The following is a 16072-nucleotide window of genomic DNA, read 5'->3' on the forward strand; positions in this document are numbered from 1 at the left end:
GGAGGTTCAATTCAGAAAGACGGTCTTTCGGGCAAAGGGCAGATCAGGCGGCGGTATGGGCCGCAATCTTTCAAGGCTTACACTCGCATCAGGAATGCTGGCCTCAACAGCCGCATACTGAACTGGCAGGATCAGATCGAGAGCGGGTTGAACAAGGCCATCGTCGACATCGCTACGGACTGCCATGAATTCGTTCGCAGGCACATGATCGCAGTCATCTTCGAGCACCGGCGCCGGCATGTCGTGCCCAGCATCCATCATTGCCATTTCATGGCAGTGGTCGCTCGCCTCAGCCTGCTGCTGTAGCGCAAAATCGTGATTACAGGCACACGCTGTCTGCACACCAACAAGACTGAAGGTGAGCAATAGGAGGACGTATGTGCGCAGCTGCTTAATCATCTAAGGCTTTTTAATATAGTCCACTGGCGGCGGAGCAGAAGACGTGCCCGGTGCATCGCCCGGTGTAGGCGTCACTTTAGGCTCTGGCGCAGGCGCCTGAGCGGGCGCGGAATAGGTGATAGCGCGCGTGCGTGCAACATCCAGCTCGGCGCGATACGTCTCATGGCGCGGATGGATCAGCTGGCCTGAGTCGCCATAGGCATAGACCATACGAGCCCAGTCATCTTTGGAATACATGAAGGCTGTACCGTCTGTATCAATATCGCTCCATTCCGGCTCACGCGCGGCTGAAGCAGCACGTTCAGACCATGTCCGCGCTGCGCCTTCATCATGCTTTGCAGACGAAATCATTTCCATCAATCGGCAAACCCGGCTTGTCGGAGCCCCGCCCTGAAGCAGAGGTGCGAGCGCTTTTTCTGCGGCTTCCCACTCACCCTGAGCGATCGCCGTATCGGCTTTCAACAAAGCCGTCTCACGATGGGTTTTGTTTGCGGCAATGAGAGCGTTGGTCGCGCGGCGTCCACCGGATTTGCCCTCGCCATCATCAAGACGTTCGGCCACCAGCGCGAGCGCCGGATGCGGGTGAGCTTTCCAGCCTGTCTCAAGAGATGTGATTGCGGGTTTAATCGCATCACGTGCAAGCTGGAGCCGCGCCAGATGATAAGCTGCCGGAGGAAATGCCGGATCAGTTTTCAGCGCTTCTGAGAGAATGCGCTCAGCGCCCTCAGGGTCAGTCGACATGATGTCTGACGCCTCAGCCGTCAGAAGCACGCCGCGGCGACGACGGGCATTATCCGAGGTGATGTGACGCTTGGTTTCGCCCTGAGCAAGCACAGTACGTGCTTCTTCCCAGTTGCCACGTGCGACGTAGATCTCGAACAGAGAGCGGAACGGCCAGTCGCCGGTTTCACCCTTCATTTCGAGGGCTTCACGCGCCCGCTCGATCGCCATGCCATAGTCGCCGCGCTTCACCGCAGCGCCCGTCAGGCCACGAAGACCAGCCAAATGCGCACCTGGTTTGCGGGACAGTTCAGCATAAGCACGTTCTGCACGCGTCCAGTCAGCTTCCTGCTCTGCCGTCATGGCGTCCAGAAGGAGCGCGAGGCGTTCGTCTTCGGCGTCAGAAAGCGCCTTACCGATCAGACGCTTTGCACCTTTAATATCGCCGCCCTCAATGGCGAGGAGACCATTTGCCAGCGCCTCATTGCCTTTGCGCTTACGAGAGCGCAGACGCATGGATTTGATGCGGGTGGGCAGGCGGAATACACCGGTTATAAATGCCCAGAAAATTGCGATAACAGCGCCAAATACCAGAAGCGCAATTGCAGCGCCGGTCAGTGTCAGCACGACATCCGGCTGGTTCTCACGCTCGAGAACAACGCGCCATGGAATATCATTCGCCCACATGGCCAGAACGACCAGCGCGCCGACCAGAAGGACGGTCAAAAGGAGCCAGAAAAGTTTGGTCATTGTGCGCTGCCCCCGTCCATTACGTCGCGGCGTAGCCGGTTCATCAATTGATTGATCTGTGCACGGCGCTGCGCATCCGCAAGCCAGCCAGCGAGCGCCTCACCCTGAGGCCCCTCCACCATGCGAATTTCGCGCAAGGCTGCTGGCAGATCATTCTCTTCCAGAAGTTCCAGCGCGACATCCATACGGCGCGTCGCGGTTTCACCGCTTGCTGAACCTTCTTCACGCATTGTCACCACGCCAGACAAGAGATCACCTAGCCACGCCCATTCACCAGATGGTGGCTCAGGTATACCCGCTTGTGCGACCTGCGGCTTTAACTCTTCCAGACGACGGCGGAGCACCTCAATAGACGGCGCGCCCTGTTCAGACAGACGACGAAGCGTAGAAACGCTCGCATTGGCCGGAAGCTGGATGGCAAGCGCTTCCAGCTCAGTGCCGAACGGGCCGCCATCCTGAACAGCGGCATCAAGCGAAGACAGAGCCAGAACCCGGTCGGCACGGCGCACCAGCGCCTGCTCATCTTCATTCAGCTGGGCAGCTTCAACGCTGTTAATCCGCTCGTTAACGACTTCACGCAGCGCATTGAGGTCACCAGTCATGTCTGCAATTGCCTGCTGACGCTCAGCATCCGTTTCGGCCGCGCCCGTTATGCGCTCATCTACAGCGCCAAGCTCTGTTTCCAGCGCGCCGATTTGCTGGGCAAGCTCACGCAAAGCTTCGTCGCGCGCTTCCATTGCATCAGCAAATTGCTGATCGACAGCTTCAAGCTGCGATGTGCGTTCCTGTAGCGAGGCAACCGTGCGCGCCAATTCCTGCGGCGTGGCTTCGCCGGTCGGGTCGAGCGCCTCGATTGCATTCAGCCGGTCCATGAGTGCCGCAAGTGAAATCTCCGGACGTGGCAGAGGCGTTGCGTCGCCATCCGTTTCCGGTCCTGCAGGCGCCTCCGGTCCGTCTTCCGCAGGCGCAACCGCCTCACCGTCAACTGGCGCGTCTTCAGAAATACCAAGCAGAGACATGTAGCGCGCATTCAGGAAGGCAATGTCTTCACGCAGTGCTGCGAGTGCTTCGCCTTGTGTTTCTTCCAGCTCGGCTTCGCGGCTTGCAACGTCCTCAAGACGAACATTCAACGTGCGCATCTGCTCCTGAACATTGTCGATGCGGGTCGTCATTGTGCGATCTGCATCTTCAAGCAGGGAAATATCTACAGCGACTTCGGCAGCCTGCGCATAACGTCCGTCAGTACCACTGGCCACCACGCCGATTGCGCCGCCACCAAGGGCTGCAAGCACACCGGCAGAGATCAGACCGATCCATCCAGGTCCTGATGATGATGCGGTTGTTTTTGAACTCGTTTCAGACTGATCAGCCGGCGTAAATTCAACGTCGATCGGTTCGGATTCGGATGGATTTTCAGCGCTAGCCATAACAGGGGCCTTGGGTGGTTAAGTCAGTCCGATGATAGCCCCGATTTGAGGGCAATTTGAAGTGCTTCGAGCAGCTTCTCTTCATTTGGCCCTGATGCGCAGGAAACACAATGCCATTGAAGGTGCTTAAGCGGTTCTGCCGCACGTTCTGATACTGCCACGAGCAGGAGCTCACCGGTCTCAACGGGCGTTTCATCCAGCCAGCCTAGCACAGCATCTGCCGCTTTGGCCGAATGCAGGAGAATTACGTCGCCGGACTGCAATTGTTCCAGAGAAACAGGACGCTGCGTCGGCCGCGCACCATAAAGCGGGACAAAGCGCGCCGCAAAACCTGCCTCATTCAGCCTGCGGCACACCTCACCGGCGGCCGCATCATTGGCATAATGTACCCAGGCACCTTCATGGGTTTCGAAGCCGGACGTGATCTTTTGGACGAGCGCGTCTGAATTTCCATCCGCATTCCAGATAGCGCGAAAGCCTGCATCCTCTGCGGCACTCGTTGTCGCCGGGCCGACGCACATTGCATCTACTGAAACCGGAAAACCTGCATCGACATAGGCACGCACGCCATTCGCACTTGTGAAGATCACACGCTCGCCGTCTTGCGGCGGCCAATCGGCCTCAGGGGCGAACGCCTCAATGGACAGCGCTGGCGCGACAAGCGGCACGAGCCCCATCGCATTCAACCGCGCCGCCGTTTCACTGGCACCCGGTTCTGCCCGCGTTACCAGTACTCGCCTCATGTCTATTCTGTCTCCAGATGAGGAAGCTTTCCGCCCGCCTGCTCTCGCAATTTACGACCGGCGCTCAGCCCCATCTCATGGAAGTCCTGCAGGAAGAGCTCCAGCCCTTCCAGAGTTTCTTCCGCCTCATAAAAAGGCGTGCCAGATGGATCAGCCGTGCGAACAATAAGCCGATATACACCCGTCCCCTCATGGAAGAGATGCGCAGCGATCGGCGTTCGACAGGAGCCATCCAGCTCATAAAGCGCAGCTCGTTCTGCAATCGCGGCACGCTCAGCAGAGACATCGTTGAGCGACGCCACGCATTTCAGCACATCCTCATCAAGCTGGTCCGGATAGGCTGCGATACCAAGAATGCCCTGCCCGACCGCTGGCAGGAAGGTATTCGGATCGAGCGCGCGCCCGACCTTCTCTTCAAGAGACAATCTGTTCAGGCCAGCAGATGCAAGGAAGGTCGCATCGGCGACGCCATCGCCCAGCTTTTTGAGACGCGTCTGCACATTGCCGCGAAACTCGACCACTTTCAGGTCCGGACGGCGCGCCAGTGCAAACGCACGGCGGCGCAGGCTTGATGTGCCAAGCGTCGCGCCCTCAGGTAGATCATCAAAGCTTTCATATTTCAGGCTGACGAAAGCATCGCGCGGGTCTTCACGGACCGGATACGCAATGATGCGCTGACCGACCGGCAGCTCAACGGGCACGTCTTTCAAAGAGTGCACGAGAATGTCGACGCGGTTTTCCTCAAGCGCGATGTCCAGCTCTTTTGTGAACAGGCCTTTGCCGCCCGCCGCCAAAAGGCTGCGATCCTGCAACTGGTCGCCGCTCGTCGTCATACTCACCAGCTCACACTTGATATCACCCACAGATGCCGCCTCGATCTGGGAAGCCACCCATTCAGATTGGGCGAGTGCGAGTGGAGAGTTTCGAGTGCCGATACGAAGCGTTTTCATATAATTGCCAGTTGTTTTCTATCTTGGACATTGCGTCGGGGACCAGAATGGCTACAACCGCGCCCATCATGGAGCAAGCCCCAGACAGCGCTAAGATCATTCTCGGCATCGAAACCAGCTGCGACGAAACAGCTGCGGCCGTGCTACGCCTTGAGAACGGCGTGCCGGAGATACTCGGCGAAGTCATTGCCAGCCAGTTTGACGATCACAAAGCCTATGGCGGTGTGGTTCCTGAAATTGCAGCCCGCGCGCATGCAGATGTGTGCGATAGCGTGGTTGAAGAAACACTTCGGCGCGCCGGTGTCACGGTCACCGATATTGATGCGTTTGCAGCCACGTCCGGACCGGGCCTGATCGGCGGGGTGATGGTCGGCATGATGACAGCCAAAGCGCTCGCAATGTCTGCCGGCAAACCCTTTATCGGCGTGAACCATCTGGAAGGCCACGCGCTCTCCCCGCGCCTGAGCGAGCCGGTCGAATTTCCATATCTGTTGCTTCTGGTCTCTGGCGGTCACTGCCAGTTTATCGCCGTTGAGGGGCTTGGCCAGTATCGCCGCCTTGGTTCGACCATTGATGACGCAGTCGGTGAAGCCTTCGACAAAACAGCTAAAGTTCTGGGCCTTGGCTTCCCGGGCGGCCCCGCTGTTGAGCGCCGCGCCAGAGATGGAAATCCCGACGCAATCAAATTGCCGCGCCCGCTGCTCGACCGGCCGGGCCTCGATATGTCGTTTGCTGGCCTCAAAACAGCGGTGCTGCGTGAAGCCCAGCAAATGGAACTCACCGAACAGGCGCTCTGCGATATCGCCGCGAGCTTTCAGAAAACCATTTGCGAGATTCTCACCGAGAAATCCCGCCGCGCCATGCAGCTTGTTCGCGAAGAGATGGATTTTGCAGGTGAACCCGGATTTGTAATCGCAGGCGGCGTGGGCGCAAATCAGGCTCTGCGCGCCTCCCTCACCACGCTGGCGTCAGAGGAAGGCTTCAGCTTTCACGCGCCGCCTTTGAAATGGTGCACCGATAATGGCGCCATGATCGCCTATGCGGGCGCCATGCGTTTCATTTCGGGACAAGATTCACCGCTGGATCTCGCCGCGAGACCAAGATGGCCCCTTGATGAGGCCGCAGCTGAGACAAATCCGGTGTTTGGCGGCGGAAAACGGGGCGCTAAAGCCTGATTCACCTGGCACGGGAATCGCAAGGACAGATATGAGTTTGATGCTTCATCGATCTCACACACTAGGCAAATACTTTCAGGCTTCGACCGGCACCGGTTCGAAGCCTTTTCTTTGTTCTGCACAGCCAAAACCGATTCACCGGCAGATTATTTAAATTCAATATCCGCCTGTTAACACTTAACGCGTAAACCTAAGGCTCTTACTGGTGTGCGGAGCTTTTAGGATGATACGGGCTGGCAATTTGTCTGTTCTGATCGTGGACGATAACGTCCACATGCTACGCATTCTTGCGACCATGGTTCGCGGCTACGGCTTTGACGAAGTGCATATGGTTCAGGACCCGGCCGACGCGCTCGAAGTCATCAAATCCACACCCGTTGATCTTATCTTCCTCGATTACCGCATGCCGGTTCTCGACGGTATCGAGTTCACACAGCTTGTTCGCAACTCAGGCGACTCCCCGAACCCGTATGTGCCGATCATCATGGTTACGGCGCACTCAGAGCCTTCCAAGGTCCGCGCAGCGCGCGATGCGGGTGTGACCGAGTTCTGCTGTAAGCCGATCAATGCGCAAACGCTTTACAGCCGCATTGTGTCAGTCGTGAACAAGCCGCGCGACTTCATCCGCGCACCAAACTATTTCGGCCCTGACCGTCGTCGCCGTGATGACCCGCACTATCGTGGACCGGAACGTCGTCACGACCGCATGCAAAACGACATTGACGACATTATGAACAACGACACTGTCGGCTTCTGATCCGTCAGGTCGGACGCAGCGCGCTTCGGCGTAAATGCCGGTCATGCCCGTAAGCATCCAGTGAAAATAGAATAACCGCGACAAGTATCAGCGAGAATGTGACGAGACGCAGAGACGTCAGCGTCTCTCCAAAGGCCAATGCCAGCAGAAACTGCATGGTTGGCCCCAGATACTGCATGATACCAATCGTCGAAAATTTGAGCCGCTTTGCCGCGAGCGCAAAAAGAATAAGCGGAAACGCCGTAGCTGGGCCTGCAAGCATCAGCATGAGCAGGTTTGCAACACTTCCACCGATGAGCGAACCACCCTGCTGCGCCACAACCGCCAACCAGATCAGCGCGGCCGGCAACAGGAACAGCACCTCCAGCGTCAGCCCGACACGACCATCGACCTGCACCTGCCGGCGAATATATCCGTAGGTCGCAAAGCTGAAGCACAGAATAAGTGACACCCAGGGCAGTCGGCCAAGCGCAATCGTTTCGACAATCACAGCGATCGCTGCGATAGAAACGGCAAACCATTGCAGGCGACGCAGCTTCTCAGACAGGAACACTGCACCAATCGCGACATTTACAAGCGGATTCAGAAAATACCCGAGGCTCGCCTCGATGATACGGTCATTTGTAACCGCCCAGATATAGGTCAGCCAGTTTCCCGCAATTAGCGCTGAAGACAAAACCAGCCAGAGCGTGGACGGGCGCCGCAGCATTGCGAATATCTCATGGAAGCGTCCGGCAACAATCAGCAATAGCGCGCCGGTCGGCACAGACCAGACAACCCGGTGCGCGAGAATATCTGTCGGCGCGATATGATCGAGCAATTTCAGGTAAAGCGGCAGAAGGCCCCACATGAAATAGGCGCCAAGTCCGGACATAAAACCGAAGCGTTGGTCAGGTGACATATTTTAACTCCCTCCGCTCCGATTAGACAGTTTCAACGCGCCAATACACCCGTTTCATGAGGCATGTCAGACAAAAAATCGCCACACAAAAAAATGTCGGCAGGACCAACCTGCCGACATTCCGTTTCAGCTCAAACTACAGAAAGGATCAGCCCTGCAGCTTGTCCTGAGTTTTGGTATCAAAGTCGGATGCGTCATGACGCTCGTGCAGCTGAGAGGACGGCTCACCGAATGTGCGGTTCACCATACGCCCGCGCTTCACAGCAGGACGCGCTCCGATCTCATCTGCCCAGCGAATGACGTGCTCGTATTCGTGCACTGAGAGGAACTCTTTGGCATCGTACAGAACACCCTTCGCCATCGCGCCATACCATGGCCAGATCGCCATATCCGCAATGGAATATTCGTCGCCCGCCATGAACTTGTTCTCTGCCAGATGACGGTTAAGCACATCCATCTGACGCTTCACTTCCATCGCAAAACGGTTGATCGGATATTCCATTTTGAACGGCGCATAGGCGTAGAAATGTCCGAAGCCGCCGCCCAGATATGGCGCTGAGCCCATCTGCCAGAACAACCAGTTCATCGCTTCCGTCTTCGCGCCATGTTCTTCCGGAACGAAGGCGCCAAACTTGTTTGCGAGATAGAGAAGGATAGAGGCGGACTCAAATACACGCGTACCGGTCGTCGTATCCAGCATGACCGGAATTTTCGAGTTCGGGTTCAGGTCCACATAGCCTGACGAAAACTGGTCGCCCTCGCCGATATTGATGAGCCAGGCATCATATTCCGCATCAGAATACCCTGCCGCCAGTAGCTCTTCCAGCATGATAGTGACCTTTACGCCGTTCGGCGTACCCAGAGAATAGAGCTGGATCGGATGCTTGCCCTTTGGCAATTCCTTGTCGTGCGTGGGCCCTGCGATCGGACGATTGATGTTCGCAAAGCGACCACCGCTTTCCGCATCCCAGGTCCACACCTTTGGTGGTACATATTCGTTTTGTTCAGCCATTTCCCAGCTCCTTTTATTCGTCAGACCCTGATGCCCGTTTGCTCCACTCCATCTGGGAAAGCAGTCGCCCACATCAAGCCTGACAAGGTTCAACTGAATGTGAGCACAAAAAGAAAGGGCCGGCACGCTTTCACGTCCGGCCCTGTTCGTCAGATGAGAATATTTGTCAGGAGCGCTGGATACGGTGGAGGCTGAGCTCCTCGATACCAAACGCCGGATCCTGCGCCACACGGTGCAGCGCGAAGCCATTGAAAAAGCCGAATGCAGCAATGAAGAATGCTTCAAACAGTGCAAGGTGGCCGATATTCATTTTGCCCATGACAATCGCCGCGATGAACGCAACGTATGCAGGCAGCATGAGATAGAACGCGTAGTGGCCAATGAGGCCTCCGCGTTCGGTGATCACCTTCCAGCCATCATCCTCTTTCTGGAGATAGCTATCGTAAAAGATTGTTTTTCCGAGTGCCACCTTATCGGCAGACACATCAGAAGGGGGGTCGTTGCGCCACTGGCTCGTAAAACGGCCAAAATGGATCGCATCCCAGATTTTTTTCAGCATGGTGCGAACCTTATGTCTTATTTAGTCGTGTACCGGACCTATTTTTCGATCTCGAACACGCGTTGAACATGATAGTATCGCAAAACTGAAAAATTTCAATATTTAAATTTTTCCAATTATTTTAGTGCATAACAAATTTTTAACTTATCATTTTTTAGTCCGTACAGAGACTAAATGTTAAACGACAACATTTTTGACAGTTTCATGACACTTTGAAAAAGCCTGATTTGAGAGCTCAATTTTACGAAGTGGCAGATACAACACCGGAATCCGAAACGGGTTCCCATTTAGCTGCAAAAAAGTTTGAGGTCGCGACGCTGCACACGGAGCATTGCGTAGACAAGCGATGCTGCCCACGGAAAAAGCCCCGCGACACGAAATGCATCACGGGGCTTTCAAAAAACGGTTATTTTCCGGGACCGACCGACAGCCCCCGGCCAGACAGACTTAAGCGTCAGCTGGTGGTGGCACCAATGTCTTTTCAGGCTTGAGCACACCGCGGTTCAGAAGCTCTTCAGCAATCTGTACGGCGTTGAGCGCAGCACCTTTGCGCAGATTGTCAGACACACACCAGAAAGCGATGCCATGCTCGACGGTCTTGTCGACACGGATACGGGAAATGAACGTCGCCCACTCTCCCACGCACTCAATTGGCGTCACGTAATTCTCTTCGTCGGACTCACGCTTGTCGACCACCATAATGCCCGGGCTTTCACGAAGCAGGCTACGGCACTCTTCTTCCGTAAGCGCACCGGCAAGCTCCAGGTGAACCGCTTCAGCATGCCCGACAAAGGTTGGCACGCGCACGCAGGTCGCAACGAGTTCGATGTCTTCATCGAGAATCTTCTTCGTCTCGACTTCCATCTTCCACTCTTCTTTCGTGCGACCGTCTTCCATGAAGTCATCAATCTGAGGGATCACGTTGAACGCGATCTGCTTTGTGAACTCACGCGGCTCGGCTTCCTGATTGACGTAAATGCCTTTGGTCTGATTCCAAAGCTCATCCATCGCCTCGCGGCCAGCACCAGAGGTGGACTGATACGTCGACACAACGACGCGCTCGATACCGACTTTGTCGTGGATCGGCTTCAGCGCAACAACCAGCTGCGCCGTAGAGCAGTTCGGATTGGCGATGATATTCTTCTCATCATATCCCATCACCGCGTCCGCGTTCACTTCCGGAACAACCAGCGGCACGAGCGGGTCCATCCGGAAAGCAGACGAGTTGTCGATCACGATACAATCCTGCAGCGCGATCTTAGGCGCCCATTCGAGCGCGACAGAACCGCCAGCGGACATGAAACACAGATCGACCGTTGAGAAGTCAAACTGCTCAATATCATGACACTTCAGCTCACGATCGCCGTAAGAGACGGTACGACCGATTGATTTGCGCGACGCAACCGCGAAAACCTCGTCAGACGGGAACAGACGCTCTTCAAGAATGTTGAGCATTTCCTGGCCCACATTGCCCGTGGCGCCTACGACAGCTACTCGCAAAGCCATGTTAACTGATCCCTGTTTTGAAAGTGGAGAGCGCGTGGATTACAGGATTTTCGCCGCAATGCAAAATACTCTTGATCAAACGCCCCTTAATAATGTTATCCCTAGCGCCTGACAGGAGACCGGAATGGAAAGCCTAGAAAGCCTCGTAGAGCGCTATGTCGATTGCTATAACCGCGTCGATGTGGAGGGCATGCTGGAGTGCGTGACAGACGACGTCGAGTTCGAAAACATTTCCAACTCCGGCCAATCCATGCAGCTGCAGGGAAAGGAAGCCCTCGCACAGGTGGCATCCGCCAGCTCGCAGGCCTTCTCCTTTCGTCGCCAGCGCGTCCTCAGCCTGATCTGCACCGAAGACAAAGCCGCAGCAGAAGTCCAGTTCAAGGGCATTGCGGCGCTCGATCTTCCGAATGGCGTTATGCAGGGCCAGAGCGTCGACATTCGCGGCGCCAGCTTCTTTGAAGCACGCGACGGGCTTATCTCCCGCATCGTCGATTATTCCTGATCGCCTACTCCGGCAAAAACAGCCTCGGAAATCGCTTAAATTCATCAGAATTTGCTCTGTATTAACGGTGACACGCGAGATGTATTCGGACTAACCTGTTGCCTCACGGCAGCAGGCCGCAATGTATTTTACGAATAAGGTTGGTTTGGCATGGTCAGTAAATTCAAAGCCGTAAGCTACGTCGCTCTTGCAGCAGCTATGCTGACCGTTACGGCATGTAGCGGCGGTGGTGGTGGCAACAGCCCGACACCAACGCCAACGCCGACGCCTACACCGTCTCCGCCCCCTCCTCCACCACCGCCTCCGCCGCCACCTCCTCCACCGCCACCGCCGCCTCCAGGCTCGGTGACGATTTCCGGTACGATCACGTATGACAGCGTCCCGCACAGTCCCGCGACGAGTGGACTGAACTATAATGCAGCCGCGCAGCTGCCCGCGCGCGGTGTAACAGTTCAGCTCCTCAACGGCTCAGGAAGCGTTCTGGAAACCACCCAGACTGATGCGACAGGCGATTACTCTTTCAGCGTTGCGTCCGACACAAACGTTCGTGTTCGCGCCCGTGCAGAGATTGTAGAATCCGGCACGCCGGGCTGGGATGTCAGCGTCACTGACAACACCAATAGCAATGCGCTCTATGTGCTGTCAGGTTCTCTGACGTCATCCGGCACAACGAACTCTACCCGCGACCTGCACGCGGCCTCCGGCTGGGGCGGCACATCGTATACCAGCACACGCGCCGCAGCGCCTTTTGCAATCCTCGATCCGCTCTATGATGCTGTGAACGAAGTCACGACCGCTGATCCGACAGCCGTTCTGCCGCCAGTCGAGCTACGCTGGAGCACAGATAACCGCGCCGCTACAGGAGATCTCACGATCGGGGAAATTGGCACCTCATTCTACAATGGCACAGCGATTTATATTCTGGGTGACGAAAACGCCGATACCGATGAGTATGACAGCAGCGTCGTCGTCCATGAATGGGGCCATTATCTTGAAGACAATGTCAGCCGGTCTGACAGCATCGGCGGCAGCCATAGCGGGACAGACTCGCTCGATCCGCGCGTTGCCTGGAGCGAAGGCTTCGCGAACGCTCTTTCGGGCATGATACTTCAAGATCCGATCTACACAGACAGCCGGGGCGCGCAACAGGCCAGCGGCTTCAGCATCAACATGGAGACAGCCAGCAACAGCAATGAAGGCTGGTTCAGCGAGCGCTCTGTTCAGATGATTGTCTACGATCTCTGGGACAGCAACTCAGATGGCGCTGATACACTCAGCCTTGGCTTCGGCCCGATTTATGATGCGATGACCGCGCCGGCCTATGTCAGCAGCCCATACTTTGAAACCATTTTCACCTTTCTCGATGTTCTGAAAACCCGGAACGCCGGTAATTCGGCCGCGATTACGGCCATAGCAGCCGATCAATCCGTGAACGGCACAGGGCAGATTGGCAGAGGCGAAACGAATGATGCCGGCTACGCAAACTCGCTGCCGGTCTTCGCCGAGCTGTTGCCCGGCCAGTCCACGCAAATCTGTTCTACCGATCAGTTCGGCTTTTACAACAAGCTGAACAACCGCACTTTCCTCGCTATTGGCATTCAGAACTCAGGGAACCACACGCTGACCATGACCCGCACAAGTGGCCCGACCGGGACGGACCCGGACTTCGGCATTTTTCAGGCAGGCGACCTGATCACGCGCTCCGACGGACCGGCAGCGGACAGCGAAGTTTATTCAGGTCAGTTTCAGATTGGTACCTATATCATCGAAGCCTACGACTATACGTATGTGGATGGTGGCAGCACCTATACCGGTGAAATCTGCTTCGATTTCAGCGTCTCAAACTAAGGCGGAGCCCCACAATGTTCTTTGAGAAAACACCAATGATCCTCGCCGCCTCGCTTCTGGCTGTTGCGGCCTGCTCTTCACAGACTTCGGCGACCACAACAGCGGCGACCGAAGAGGCGCATAGCGCAGGCGATTACACCAAGCCCGGCCCAGCGCTGGAAATGACCCATTCCTATGACGGCCAGTCAGACAGCTTCTCGTCTGAAAACTTCTCCGTGACCGTCACCGACGGATACGACGACGGCACGCTGACAGTCATCATCGATGCGCCTGAAGCTCTGAACTTCTTTTCAGCGCAGGAATTCACCTTCGACATGTCTGGCGATGCACCGCACACGATGCCCGTCGACTTCTCCGCGCGCGAAGATGGCCGCTACTATCTGAACGTCATCATGCATGCCGACCTCGGCAACGATGAGGTTCAGTCGTCTGTTGCGTCCATCGCGATTCCGGTGGGCACGGGTGAGGCCGTCGCGTTCACACCAGAGCACGAGACAACCCTCACACCGGACGGCGAAACCGTCATCGAGATGGAAGCCGAAGAAACCATCTCGACGGGCGAATAAGCCTAGTCCGCTGCTTCCAGTTCAAACTGGTCGATAAAGGCCTCCGCCAGCAATTCATGCACGGCGGAGGTTTTATGCGCCCCGTCATGATTGATGAGGCCCGTGCAATCCTCATTCGAGATGCAATAGCCCGCTTCGCTGCCATCATACGCCGCGAAGCCATTGGCCTCGGCGTTGTCAGCGATCTCGCGGATAACCGCATAAGCATCAAACAGCTCGACATCAGCGTCGAGCGCTTCGTCCAGCTCTGACACCAGCGCCCTGATCGCAATATTTATCTGACGCCCCGCCGCATCATTGCGCGCGGCCTCATCTGGCTCATCTTCCGGCCTGTTATGATCGGAAAGCACGGGCCGCGGCGTTCGCGTTCCGACAACAATCTGGTCAGCCCCGAGCGTATCAAGCTGCGTCACCGTATAGCGAAGGTTTTGAACGACGCCTGCAACCGCTTCATCGATTGCCGCCTGATCATTCTTGTCGATCAGTGCGATGTCGTTAGAGCCCGCGATCACTGTATAGAGCGCCTCGGGATCGGCCGGATATCCGCCCAGAAACGCTTCGAACTCGGCAAGCTGGGCGAGCGTGCCGGTTTCCATAACATCAGGCAGACCGCGATAACCGACAATGTTCAGCGCACCACTCGTTGCGCCGCCCCATGAGAAGTTCAGCTGTGAGATACCCAGCTCTCGCACAAGGAATTCCGGCAGGATCGCACCGTTAGACGAACGACCCGCAATCGTGTTCGGCGGAGGACGAATACCGTCATCAGCCGCGCCGCCCGTCGCCTCGGAATTCACGCGACCAACATCCAGATTGCTATCGCCAAAGAATATAAGCTGCGTGACCTCTCCGGCATGCGCCGACACAGGCAAGCAGATCAGCGCAGCCGCGCTGATGAGCCCTTTGAATACGCGCATATGCGCCTCCTCCCGATTATTATGTGAGCGCACTATGACAAAGTGCGCGAGAGCAGGCCAGAGGCGCTAAACGTCCGTGTCGGGCTTTTTCCGCATATGTACGAAGGCGACGAGCACGAAGCTGATAATCATCAGAAGATACCAGGCACCGAGCTTTTGCAGGGACACCATATGCCACTCAACCTCTTGGCCCGGATAGCTCCAGGCACGGGCGAAGGTCGCGATATTTTCGGCAAACCAGATAAACAACGCGACAAGCAACAGCCCGATAAAAAGCGGCATAGGGCGGTGTTTCTCATCCGGTCTGAACCAGATGACGCTCGGCCCGTAAATCAGCACGCTCAACACGTATAAGCCAATCCGCACATCGACCGTGAAATGATGGGTGAAGAAGTTGATATAAACCGCCAGCGCCAGAAGCCCCTGCACCCATAGCGGCGGAAACCGGTCAAACCGGAAATCGAATATCCGCCAGACCCGCGCAATGTAAGACCCGACGCAAGCATACATGAAACCGGAAAACAGCGGTACACCGCCGATGCGGAAGAAGGCCGGCTCTGGATACACCCATGAGCCCATCTCGGTTTTGAAAACCTCCATAAGCGTGCCAACCACATGGAAGATGAAGATGACTTTAGCCTCTTCAAGGCTCTCCAGTCCTGAGATCAGCATGCCGATCTGGATCGCTAAAGCGCAGAGGAAGATGAAATCGAACCGGCCGATTGGCGCATCAGCCGGATAGAAGAGGTAGGTGCCCATCAGCAGCACCAGCATCGCGCCGCCAAACAGGCAGGCCCAGGCCTGCTTTATGCCGAAAGAGAGAAACTCATAGGCGCCAAGGCTCCACGGCCCCTTCACCCATCTGGCGCGCAGACTGACATGCGCCTCATGCAAGCGCTCTCTCATGGATTTATAGGCTGGCTTCATGCGTCCGGTCCCCTTACGCGACTAGTCTAGCCTGTGCCTTGAATTGCGGACAGAAAAAAGGCGGCCGAGTGGCCGCCTATTGATGATTTGAGGCTGCATTAAAACAGGGTGGTGATCATCAGCCCCGCCCCGAGGCCGAGCGCGAAGAGCGCAAGCCCGGCCACGCCATGCACCCACGAGGTCTTTGGCTGCGCAGTCGCCTCACCGCTTTCGCGTACACTGTCCATAAGCAAGCTTGTCTTCTCGACATTGAACACGCTGGCGAGCGCAAGCGTCGTCTCCATAGAGGCAACCCCATCCTTCTCCACCCGCTGGATGGTACGCACGCTGACATCACAGATCTCTGCCAGATGCTGCTGCGTCCAGCCGTTTTGCGAGCGGAGGTCTTTGACCGTTTCAGATACAAGCAGCAT

17 protein-coding genes are annotated in these 16072 nt (G+C 56.4%); 5 read left to right on the plus strand and 12 right to left on the minus strand.

The window, feature by feature from the left end; translation table 11 throughout:
- Positions 1-6: 6 nt before the first annotated feature.
- Genes P1U45_RS01530 through hemC form a run of 5 tightly spaced genes read right to left on the minus strand, consistent with a single transcriptional unit; the run spans position 7 to position 4989 of the window.
- Positions 7-399 carry a hypothetical protein gene (locus P1U45_RS01530; protein ID WP_301057169.1) on the minus strand — a complete coding sequence of 131 codons (393 nt, stop codon included), beginning with the start codon at positions 397-399 and terminating at the stop codon, positions 7-9.
- Positions 400-1869: a heme biosynthesis HemY N-terminal domain-containing protein gene (locus P1U45_RS01535; RefSeq protein WP_301057170.1), complete on the minus strand. Its 1470-nt coding sequence runs from the start codon at positions 1867-1869 to the stop codon at positions 400-402. It lies immediately after the preceding gene.
- Complete coding sequence (locus P1U45_RS01540; protein ID WP_301057171.1) at positions 1866-3296, minus strand: hypothetical protein; 1431 nt, start codon at positions 3294-3296, stop codon at positions 1866-1868. The genes P1U45_RS01535 and P1U45_RS01540 overlap by 4 nt, the downstream gene beginning before the upstream one ends.
- A 23-nt stretch (positions 3297-3319) precedes the next feature.
- Positions 3320-4039, minus strand: a complete 720-nt coding sequence (locus tag P1U45_RS01545; protein ID WP_301057172.1) for a uroporphyrinogen-III synthase — start codon at positions 4037-4039, stop codon at positions 3320-3322.
- Positions 4040-4041: 2 nt separating this feature from the next.
- On the minus strand, positions 4042-4989 hold the full coding sequence (gene hemC / locus P1U45_RS01550) for a hydroxymethylbilane synthase (RefSeq protein WP_301057173.1): 948 nt from the start codon (positions 4987-4989) through the stop codon (positions 4042-4044).
- A 47-nt stretch (positions 4990-5036) separates the two neighbouring features.
- On the opposite strand from hemC, the gene tsaD reads away from it, so the two are divergent.
- Both tsaD and P1U45_RS01560 read left to right on the plus strand, forming a co-directional pair.
- Positions 5037-6164, plus strand: coding sequence for a tRNA (adenosine(37)-N6)-threonylcarbamoyltransferase complex transferase subunit TsaD (gene tsaD / locus P1U45_RS01555; RefSeq protein WP_301057174.1), 1128 nt, complete (start codon positions 5037-5039; stop codon positions 6162-6164).
- A gap of 241 nt (positions 6165-6405) precedes the next feature.
- Positions 6406-6921, plus strand: coding sequence for a response regulator (locus P1U45_RS01560; RefSeq protein ID WP_301057175.1), 516 nt, complete (start codon positions 6406-6408; stop codon positions 6919-6921).
- A gap of 4 nt (positions 6922-6925) precedes the next feature.
- Here P1U45_RS01560 and rarD read toward each other — a convergent pair whose 3' ends face one another.
- The 4 genes from rarD to P1U45_RS01580 all read right to left on the minus strand — a co-directional run bounded on the left by rarD (position 6926) and on the right by P1U45_RS01580 (position 10899).
- A complete protein-coding gene (rarD, locus tag P1U45_RS01565) occupies positions 6926-7822 on the minus strand; it encodes an EamA family transporter RarD (protein ID WP_301057176.1) in 897 nt (298 codons plus the stop codon).
- Positions 7823-7970: 148 nt separating this feature from the next.
- The gene (gene yghU / locus P1U45_RS01570; RefSeq protein ID WP_293607503.1) at positions 7971-8834 is read right to left on the minus strand and encodes a glutathione-dependent disulfide-bond oxidoreductase; all 864 of its coding nucleotides are present in this window, start codon (positions 8832-8834) and stop codon (positions 7971-7973) included.
- 166 nt (positions 8835-9000) lie between these two features.
- Positions 9001-9393, minus strand: coding sequence for a hypothetical protein (locus P1U45_RS01575; protein WP_293607505.1), 393 nt, complete (start codon positions 9391-9393; stop codon positions 9001-9003).
- A 447-nt stretch (positions 9394-9840) separates the two neighbouring features.
- Complete coding sequence (locus P1U45_RS01580; protein ID WP_301057177.1) at positions 9841-10899, minus strand: aspartate-semialdehyde dehydrogenase; 1059 nt, start codon at positions 10897-10899, stop codon at positions 9841-9843.
- Between the two features lie 124 nt (positions 10900-11023).
- On the opposite strand from P1U45_RS01580, the gene P1U45_RS01585 reads away from it, so the two are divergent.
- The 3 genes from P1U45_RS01585 (at position 11024) to P1U45_RS01595 (ending at position 13815) form a co-directional block, all read left to right on the plus strand.
- Entirely contained in the window at positions 11024-11401 is a 378-nt protein-coding gene (locus P1U45_RS01585; RefSeq protein WP_293607509.1) for a nuclear transport factor 2 family protein, read from the plus strand.
- A 150-nt stretch (positions 11402-11551) separates the two neighbouring features.
- Positions 11552-13249, plus strand: coding sequence for a hypothetical protein (locus tag P1U45_RS01590; protein WP_301057178.1), 1698 nt, complete (start codon positions 11552-11554; stop codon positions 13247-13249).
- Between the two features lie 14 nt (positions 13250-13263).
- Positions 13264-13815, plus strand: a complete 552-nt coding sequence (locus P1U45_RS01595) for a hypothetical protein (protein ID WP_301057179.1) — start codon at positions 13264-13266, stop codon at positions 13813-13815.
- 2 nt (positions 13816-13817) lie between these two features.
- Here P1U45_RS01595 and P1U45_RS01600 read toward each other — a convergent pair whose 3' ends face one another.
- The 3 genes from P1U45_RS01600 to P1U45_RS01610 all read right to left on the minus strand — a co-directional run bounded on the left by P1U45_RS01600 (position 13818) and on the right by P1U45_RS01610 (position 16072).
- A complete protein-coding gene (locus P1U45_RS01600; protein ID WP_301057180.1) occupies positions 13818-14732 on the minus strand; it encodes an SGNH/GDSL hydrolase family protein in 915 nt (304 codons plus the stop codon).
- Between the two features lie 66 nt (positions 14733-14798).
- A complete protein-coding gene (locus tag P1U45_RS01605; protein ID WP_301057181.1) occupies positions 14799-15659 on the minus strand; it encodes a DUF817 domain-containing protein in 861 nt (286 codons plus the stop codon).
- A 98-nt stretch (positions 15660-15757) separates the two neighbouring features.
- The gene (locus P1U45_RS01610; RefSeq protein WP_301057182.1) at positions 15758-16072 is read right to left on the minus strand and encodes a helix-turn-helix transcriptional regulator; all 315 of its coding nucleotides are present in this window, start codon (positions 16070-16072) and stop codon (positions 15758-15760) included.

This window comes from Ponticaulis sp. (assembly GCF_029210165.1).
Lineage (GTDB): Bacteria > Pseudomonadota > Alphaproteobacteria > Caulobacterales > Hyphomonadaceae > Ponticaulis.